The organism is Sedimentibacter sp. (assembly GCF_033447055.1).
Classification (GTDB): domain Bacteria; phylum Bacillota; class Clostridia; order Tissierellales; family Sedimentibacteraceae; genus Sedimentibacter.
The window spans coordinates 1-8,469 of record NZ_JAWQJF010000148.1; the positions used below are offsets into that span (position 1 = coordinate 1).

Below are 8,469 nucleotides of genomic sequence, written 5' to 3' on the forward strand. Positions count from 1 at the left end.
ACGTACGCTAAAAGAAAAAGAAGTTGAAAATATTCACAATAAAATTCTTCAAATTCTGGAAAGTAAGTTTGGCGCAACACTTAGATAGATAACAAAAACTCAAGTACCAGGTACTTGAGTTTTTGTTTGACGAATGAAAAATATAATTATATAATGAATGACAGCTTCGAAATTAGGAGGGAATATGGATCCGGTAGCGTTTAGAATATTTGGAATTGAAATAATGTGGTATGGAGTATTAATATCTCTTGGAGTGCTTTTAGGAGTATTTTTTGCTTTAAGAGAGTGCAAAAGAATAGGGTTTAAGGAAGATAATTTATTGGACTTTTTATTGTATGCAATACCTTCTGCCATAGTGGGAGCAAGAGCGTACTATGTTATATTTTCATGGGATTATTACAGTAAGAATCTAAATGAGATTATTAATATCAGAAATGGCGGACTGGCAATTCATGGCGCTCTCATTGTAGGTGTTATTGTAGGTTTTTTGTTTTGTAGGAAAAGAAAAATCAATGTACTTCAACTTCTTGATATTGTTATGCCAAGTGTTGCACTTGGTCAGGCAATAGGAAGATGGGGGAATTTTGTAAATCAGGAAGCGTTTGGAGGACCTACAACTTTGCCGTGGGGAATTATGGTCAATGGTCAAAAAGTGCATCCAACTTTTTTATATGAATCAATTATAGATTTTTCTATATTTATATTTTTAATGTGGTTCAGAAAAAACAAAAAAACTACAGAAGGCCAAGTGCTGGGCCTTTACCTGATATTATATTCAGCAGGAAGATTTATTGTTGAAGGAATGAGAACCGACAGTTTAATGTTCTTGGGAATGCGAGTAGCACAGCTCATAAGCCTCGGTTCAATACTAATAGGTGTCTTGCTGCTAGTGTATTTAAAAAAGAAAAAAACACTTTGACAAAATCAGCAACCCCAGCCCCAGCAACCCCAGGGGAACCCCAAGGGACGGACCTTTTTGAGACTAGTCTCAAAAAGGTCCGTCCCTTGGGGTTTTTTTAAAAATTTTTTCGTTTTTATTAAAATAATAGTGGCGCTTTTCACCCACATTGTGGTATAATATGCCCAGTAGGTGGTAGAAAATGTTTACTGGTGAGTACATACATTCATTTGATGAAAAAGGAAGAGTAATAATTCCTTCAAAATTTAGAAATGAACTAGGAGAAACGTTCTATATTGGAAAAGGGTTGGATAAATGTTTATTCGTTTATCCTATTGAAACATGGACAGAATTTGTTGGTAAACTTCGAAATCTATCTACCTTCAACAAACAGGAAAGATTTTTCTTAAGACGTTTTGTTTCTGGATTTAGTGAATGTTCTTTTGATAAACAGGGAAGAATATTAGTGCCGCCATCACTACGTGATTTCAGCGAGCTGAATACGGATGCTGCTATAATAGGGGTTATAGACAGAATCGAAATTTGGAATAAAGACAGTTGGAACGATTATTCTAACAACGACGAATTTGATTTTGACAGCATTGCGGAAAAAATGTCAGATTTGGGGATAGGATTATAAAGGAGAGGTTACATGGATTATAAACACACATCGGTTCTGTTAAATGAAGCAATTGATGGACTTTGTATTAAGCCTGATGGAATTTATGTTGATGCTACCTTAGGTGGGGGAGGACATACTCAGGAAATAATTAAAAGAGCAATTAATGGCAAAGTAATCGGTATAGACCAAGATGATTATGCCATTGAAAGAGCAACTGAAAAATTAAAGGATTATAATAATTTCATACCGGTGAAAAATAATTTCAGCAATATTAAAGAAGTATTGCGTGATTTAAATATTGAAAAAATAGACGGCATTATATTTGACTTGGGGGTTTCTTCTTTTCAGTTAGACATACCCGAGAGAGGATTCAGTTATAATTATGATATGCCTCTAGATATGAGAATGGATAAAAATCAGACAACCACAGCAAGACATATTGTAAATGGTTATGAAGAAAATGAACTTTCTCGTATTATTTGGGAGTATGGAGAGGAAAAATGGGCTGCAAGAATCGCTAAATTCATTGTTCGGGAAAGAGAACAGGAATTTATTGAAACTACCGGCCAGCTTGTAACTATAATAAAAAAAGCAATACCAAAACAAGTGAGGCAGGAAGGTTCTCATCCGGCAAAGCGTACATTTCAAGCGATAAGAATTGAAGTTAACAGAGAATTGGAAATACTTGAAAATACAATGAGGGATGCTGTTGATTGTTTGAATAAAGGCGGCAGAATATGTGTCATTACATTTCATTCTCTTGAAGACAGAATCATAAAAAATGTATTTGCAGATTTGTTTAAAGATTGTATTTGTCCGCCGGAATTTCCGAAATGTGTATGTGATCACAGGCGCAAGTTGAAAATAATAACAAGGAAACCAATTATTCCTTCGGATGAAGAATTAGTAGAAAATCGAAGAGCACACAGTGCAAAATTAAGAATAGGGGAAAGGGTGTAGATCTATGTCAGCTTTGAGAAAAGAAGCTATCGAGTTTGATTATGGACAAGAAGCTTTAGTATATTCTCCAAATAAAAAGCGAATAAAAAGAAATAAGAAAAATAGTAATGTTATAGAGAACTTTAAAAACACAGCTATGATTGCTATAACATTTATACTTGGAATATTAATAGTTTATAATTATGCTGTCATTACAGATAAGCAAATGGAACTTAATACATTAAATGTGGAAATAGCTGATCTTAATAATGACGTTGATCAATACAACATCGCTTTGGAGAGTATAAAAAACACTAACAGTATTGAAGAAATGGCTAAAACTTATTTAGGAATGAATTATCCTACGAGGAAACAAACCGTTTTTGTTGACTTTGCATATGGAAATTCTGATACAACTACTGATGATGAAACTAATGTATTAGCAAAAGAAAATCAAAATTTGCTTATAGGATTTTTAGACAAGGTAGTTAGCTTCATTAGATAAGGGGGTTGCCATATGAAAAAACATATTAAAAGCAGTACTAACCTTCAAAATAAAAAAAGAATGTTGGTATTTTTGCTTTGCTTTTTTTTAGTTACAATAGCATTGGTAATAAGACTTGGGTTTATACAAATTATAGATGGTGAAGAATACAAGAAACAAGCAATGGAAAATTGGTCGAGGGATATTTCAATCAGTGCCAAAAGGGGAACAATATATGATGCAAAGGGTAAAAAGCTTGCAGTGAGTGTAAATTCCAGCACTGTGACATGCTTTCCTGCCGATGTTAAAAAAAGTGTAAAAACTGCTGAAGATGAAGCAGAAACAGAAGAAGATGAAGGTTTTTTAACTGGTATTCTAAAAAGAATGAACAAATCCATGTTTTCGGAAGGTAAGACTGCAGCGGAAGATATTCCTGTAAATACAAATACACCGGAAGAAACAGCTGAAATATTAGCTGAAATATTAGAAATGGATTATGCTGAAGTTCTTGAAAAAATCACTTCGGATTATTCATATGTTGTGCTAAAAAAATGGATTACTGATGAACAAGCACAGCAAATAAGAGATAAAGGCTTGAGCGGAATAAATATCATAGAAGATAACAAAAGAGTGTATCCTTATGGTGATTTTGCTCCGTATGTAGTAGGTTTTACAAATGTTGATCAGGATGGTCTTTATGGAGTGGAGGCTACTTATAATGATTATTTAACTGGAGTTCCCGGAAGGATGGTTGTTAATACTGATGCTTACGGAAGAGAGCTTCCATTTGGATACAACGAATATTATGAGTCTCATGATGGTTTGGGAGTGGTGCTTACTATAGATGAAGTAATACAGCATTATGCTGAGTCTGGTGCCGAAAAGGTGTTGAGTGACTATAATGCCAAAAGAGCTACAATTGTGGTAATGGATCCAAATACCGGGGATATTCTTGCAATGGCATCAAAACCTGATTACGACCCTAATGATCCGAAAATACCTGTGGACGAAAAAATTGAAGCTGAATGGGCAAATTTGTCAAATGAAGATTTGCAAAAAGCATGGTTTGACATGTGGAGAAATCCTGCAGTCAATGACATTTACGAACCTGGTTCAACATTCAAGCTTATAACTGCATCAGTTGCCCTTGAAGAAAATGCAGCTACGTTAGAGTCTACATATTTCTGCGATGGATATGTTAGACAAATTCCAAATGAGAACATCAAGTGTTGGAGATATTACAGACCTCATGGAGAACAGACTTTGTCTGAAGCAATACAAAATTCATGCAACGATGCGTTGGCGCAAATAGGACTAGATATAGGAAAGGATGCGTTTTATAAATATCTTAAAGCATTCGGATTTGAAGAGCAATCGGGCATTAAATTAAACGGAGAAGCTCTTGGACTTATTAAGGAACCAGAAAACATGAAGGATGTTGATGTCGTTACTCAAGCTTTTGGTCAAGGAGTTGCAATTACTCCAATACAGCTGGTTGGAGCAGTATCTGCAATTACAAACGGCGGAAATTTAATGGAGCCAAGAATTGTTAAGCAGCTTATTGATGAGGAAGGAAATATAGTAAAGAATTTTGAAACAGTTGTGAGAAGAAAAGTTATTTCTGATGAAACTTCGAAAATTATGCTTCAGATAATGAGAGAATCTGCAGAGGCAGGAACAAAGCAAGCATACAGGGCGGGATACAGAATAGGTGGAAAATCAGGAACTGCACAAAAAGTTATAAATGGACGATATGAAGATGGAAAATTTATATCTTCGTTTATTGGAGTAGCACCGGTGGATGATCCGAAGGCTGTTGCTCTTGTAATGGTTGATGAACCGGACCGAAGCATAGGTTATTACGGAAGTATTGTTGCCGGCCCCGTTGCAGCAGATTTATTAGAAAACATCATGAAGTATTATGATGTTGAACCTGTATATACAGAAGAAGAACTGGGTAAAGTTGAAATACAGACTGTGACAGTGCCGGATTTATTAGGACTTACAATAGCAGAAGCAACTGACAAATTAATTAATGCGGGACTGGAAAGTAATGTAACTATTGAAGTAGAGGCTGATAGAATTGTTAAATCTCAATTTCCTAAAGCAGGAGAAAAAGTTGTAAAAAATTCTGTTGTCACATTAATTTTGAACTAGACGACGGAACGCATTGCGTTCCGTATTTAATTATGATAAAATTGCATATAATAACATACACTTTAAAAAGGGAGCAATAATATGGAAATTAAAAATTTGCTTAAAAAAATAGATTATGAAAGTTACATAGGAAATGACGATGTAGAAATAACAGGCATTACCAATGATTCGCGAAAAGCTAAAAAAGGTGATATTTTTGTTGCCATAAAAGGATACACTTCAGATGGCCATAAATTCATTGACAGTGCTTTGAAAAACGGTGCTTCAGCTGTTATGTGCGACCATGTACCTGATGATGTTAAAGAAAAAAGCAATTTTATTATTGTCAAATCACCAAGAGAATCAATGGCTCCTGCAGCAAATATTATTTATGATTGCCCATCAGAAAAATTAAACATAACAGGAGTAACAGGTACTAACGGCAAAACCAGCACTACATATCTGCTGAAGGGAATATATGATTATTTAGGCGAAAAATCAGGAATAATCGGAACGATGGGAGTATTAATAGACGATGAAAAAACAAAAATTGACAATACTACACCGGAAGCTGCCGACATACAGCATTATTTAGCAAAGATGTTAGAAAACAATGTTGCTCACTGTTTTATGGAAGTATCATCCCATGCGCTTGAACTGAACAGAGTTGATAATGTTTCTATTGATGTGGGAATATTTACTAATCTTACAAGAGATCATCTTGATTTCCATGAAACAATGGAAAACTATTATTTAGCTAAGAAAAAATTATTTTATATAGCAAAGACAAACAACATCATTAATGTGGATGATCCATATGGTGAAAGACTTTACAAGGAATTGATTCAAGACGGAGTAAAGGCTGTTTCTATAGGAATTGACAATGATGCTGATATTAAAGCTTCAAATCTTGTAACCACTATGAAAGGAACAACATTCGATTTAAACATAATGGGTGTTGATAAGAAAGTTCATGTTAACACACCGGGGAAATTCAGTGTTCTTAATTCTTTGGGAGCGCTGGGAGCTGCATATGTACTTGGTGTTAATATTGATGATATTATTTCCGCATTTGAGAGAATAAAAGGAGTAAAAGGAAGATTTGAAATATTGGAAAACAATCTTGACTGCACAATAATACTTGATTTTGCACACACTCCTGATGGGCTTCAAAAAGTAATGGATACTATAAATGAGTTTGCACAGGGAAGAAAAATAGTAATGTTTGGAGCAGGCGGTGAAAGAGATTTGTCAAGACGTGCTCCAATGGGAGAAATTTCGGGAAAATATTGCGACTTAAGCATTTTGACTTCTGATAATCCAAGATTTGAAGATCCTTACGACATATGCGTTGAAATATCAAAAGGCGTAGAAAAGTCTGGCGGCAAGTACACGATTATTGTGGAACGTGACAAAGCCATATATTATGCTATTGACAATTGCAAGAAAAGAGATGTAATATTGTTAGCGGGAAAATCTACGGAGCCTTATCAGGATATGGGAACAGAAAAAGTACCATATGATGAAGGATCCATTGCAAAGATGGCAATAAGAGATGTAGAGAAAAAACGAGGATTAAGGGACATTAACTAAGGAGTTTAAAATGCAAGACAGCGGACAAATAATAAGAGTAATAATTGTATCTTTTCTAATAGCACTGTTTCTTGGACCGGTTGTAATTCCTATGTTGAAACGCCTAAAAGTTGGACAAAGCATCCGAGAGGAAGGGCCTAAGTCTCACTACAGCAAATCAGGTACACCAACTATGGGTGGGATAATAATTGTTTTGGCAGTTATAATTGCAATTGCTACAAGCGGTTATTATACACAAGAAATATGGGCTGTGTTATTTTTTATAATTGGTTTTGGATTTATAGGTTTTTTAGATGATTACATAAAAGTTGTTCTTAAGCGAAACTTAGGCTTAAGAGCATATCAAAAGATTTTAGGCCAGGTTATTTTTGCTGTATTGTTAGCAATTTATGGCTCGAAGTACAGCGTTCATGGAACAAAATTATTAATTCCGTTTGCAAATGCATTTATTGATTTGGGTGTATTGTATATACCATTTGTAGTGTTTGTAATTTTAGGAACTGTGAATGCAGTAAATTTAACGGATGGATTAGATGGTCTTAATACAGGAGTTACACTCATAGTAATGGCAACCTTCAGTTTAGTAACAAATAGTCTGAGAGATACGAATGCAATTTTTCAAGGAGTAGCAATAATAAGTGCAGTAGCGGGAGCGTGTTTGGGATTTCTAAGGCACAATGCAAATCCTGCAAAAGTATTTATGGGGGATACAGGTTCCCTTGCCTTGGGAGGAGCTGTATCAGCAGTTGCTGTTGTTTCTAACATGGTTTTATTAATACCAATAATAGGCGGAATTTATTTTGCAGAGGCACTTTCAGTAATAATTCAAGTTTTACATTACAAGAGAACAAAAAGAAGAATATTTAAAATGGCACCACTTCACCATCACTTTGAAATGTGCGGATGGAAAGAAACAAAGGTCGTAGGTGTTTTTTGGATTGTAACAGTTGTATTGGCATTTTTAGGCATTTATTCAATATAGCAACATAAAATAATAATGGGCTTTTTAGAAAAGAGGAACAATAGATGGAAAATAAAAAAGTACTTGTAGTTGGACTTGGTATTTCCGGCATGTCTAGTGTAAAAGCTTTAAATAAACTAGGTGCGAAAATATATGTTTTCGATGAATCACCAAGAGAAAAATTAACTGAAAAATTAAAAGAGCTTGGAACAATCGAGGCCGAATATTTTTTTGGCAATGATGAAATACAAAAAATAGAAATTGAAGCGTTGGATTTTGCTATAAAGAGTCCCGGAATTAAGTACGAAGTACCCATTATTGTAAAATTACTTGAGAAGAATATTAAAATAATCAGTGATATTGAAGCCGCTTATAAAGTTACCAAAGCTTCAATTATTTCTGTTTCAGGCACAAATGGCAAAACTACAACTACTACGCTTATTGGCGAAATTATGAAAGAAAGTTCAAAAACATACAAAGTTACAGGAAATATCGGTTTTGGAATGTTTGATGATGCTTTGAACTCCAAAGAAGGAGATGTACTTGTAGTAGAAGTGAGCAGTTTTCAGCTTGCAGGAACTCATGAGTATAAACCTCACGTAAGTGTTCTTACAAACATTACTCCTGACCATTTGGATTATCATCATACCCTGGAAAATTATATCGAAGCTAAATTTAAAAATGTAATAAATCAGGATGAAAATGATTTTGCAGTTTTAAATTATGAAGATAGTACTATTAGAGAATATTCTAATAACATAAAAGCAAAAAAAATATTTTTCAGTTCTGCTCGTGTTCTAAGTGAAGGTATTTTTGAACAAAACGGAAAAATGTTC

At 34.4% G+C, this 8,469-nt stretch carries 8 protein-coding genes; all 8 read left to right on the forward strand.

Going from position 1 to position 8,469, the window contains the following annotated elements:
• Positions 1-184: 184 nt before the first annotated feature.
• Complete coding sequence (lgt, locus tag SA378_RS10200) at positions 185-919, forward strand: prolipoprotein diacylglyceryl transferase (protein WP_318525883.1); 735 nt, start codon at positions 185-187, stop codon at positions 917-919.
• Positions 920-1,100: 181 nt separating this feature from the next.
• Entirely contained in the window at positions 1,101-1,538 is a 438-nt protein-coding gene (mraZ, locus tag SA378_RS10205; protein ID WP_318525884.1) for a division/cell wall cluster transcriptional repressor MraZ, read from the forward strand.
• A gap of 12 nt (positions 1,539-1,550) precedes the next feature.
• On the forward strand, positions 1,551-2,480 hold the full coding sequence (gene rsmH, locus SA378_RS10210; RefSeq protein WP_318525885.1) for a 16S rRNA (cytosine(1402)-N(4))-methyltransferase RsmH: 930 nt from the start codon (positions 1,551-1,553) through the stop codon (positions 2,478-2,480).
• Between the two features lie 4 nt (positions 2,481-2,484).
• Positions 2,485-2,964: a cell division protein FtsL gene (locus tag SA378_RS10215; protein WP_318525886.1), complete on the forward strand. Its 480-nt coding sequence runs from the start codon at positions 2,485-2,487 to the stop codon at positions 2,962-2,964.
• A gap of 12 nt (positions 2,965-2,976) precedes the next feature.
• The gene (locus SA378_RS10220) at positions 2,977-5,100 is read left to right on the forward strand and encodes a penicillin-binding transpeptidase domain-containing protein (protein ID WP_318525887.1); all 2,124 of its coding nucleotides are present in this window, start codon (positions 2,977-2,979) and stop codon (positions 5,098-5,100) included.
• Between the two features lie 81 nt (positions 5,101-5,181).
• Entirely contained in the window at positions 5,182-6,672 is a 1,491-nt protein-coding gene (locus tag SA378_RS10225; protein WP_318525888.1) for a UDP-N-acetylmuramoyl-L-alanyl-D-glutamate--2,6-diaminopimelate ligase, read from the forward strand.
• A 10-nt stretch (positions 6,673-6,682) separates the two neighbouring features.
• Positions 6,683-7,654 (forward strand): phospho-N-acetylmuramoyl-pentapeptide-transferase, encoded by a 972-nt coding sequence (gene mraY / locus SA378_RS10230; RefSeq protein ID WP_318525889.1) that lies wholly within the window; start codon positions 6,683-6,685, stop codon positions 7,652-7,654.
• Positions 7,655-7,698: 44 nt separating this feature from the next.
• A partial coding sequence (murD, locus tag SA378_RS10235) for a UDP-N-acetylmuramoyl-L-alanine--D-glutamate ligase (protein ID WP_318525890.1) occupies positions 7,699-8,469 on the forward strand: 771 nt, incomplete at its 3' end.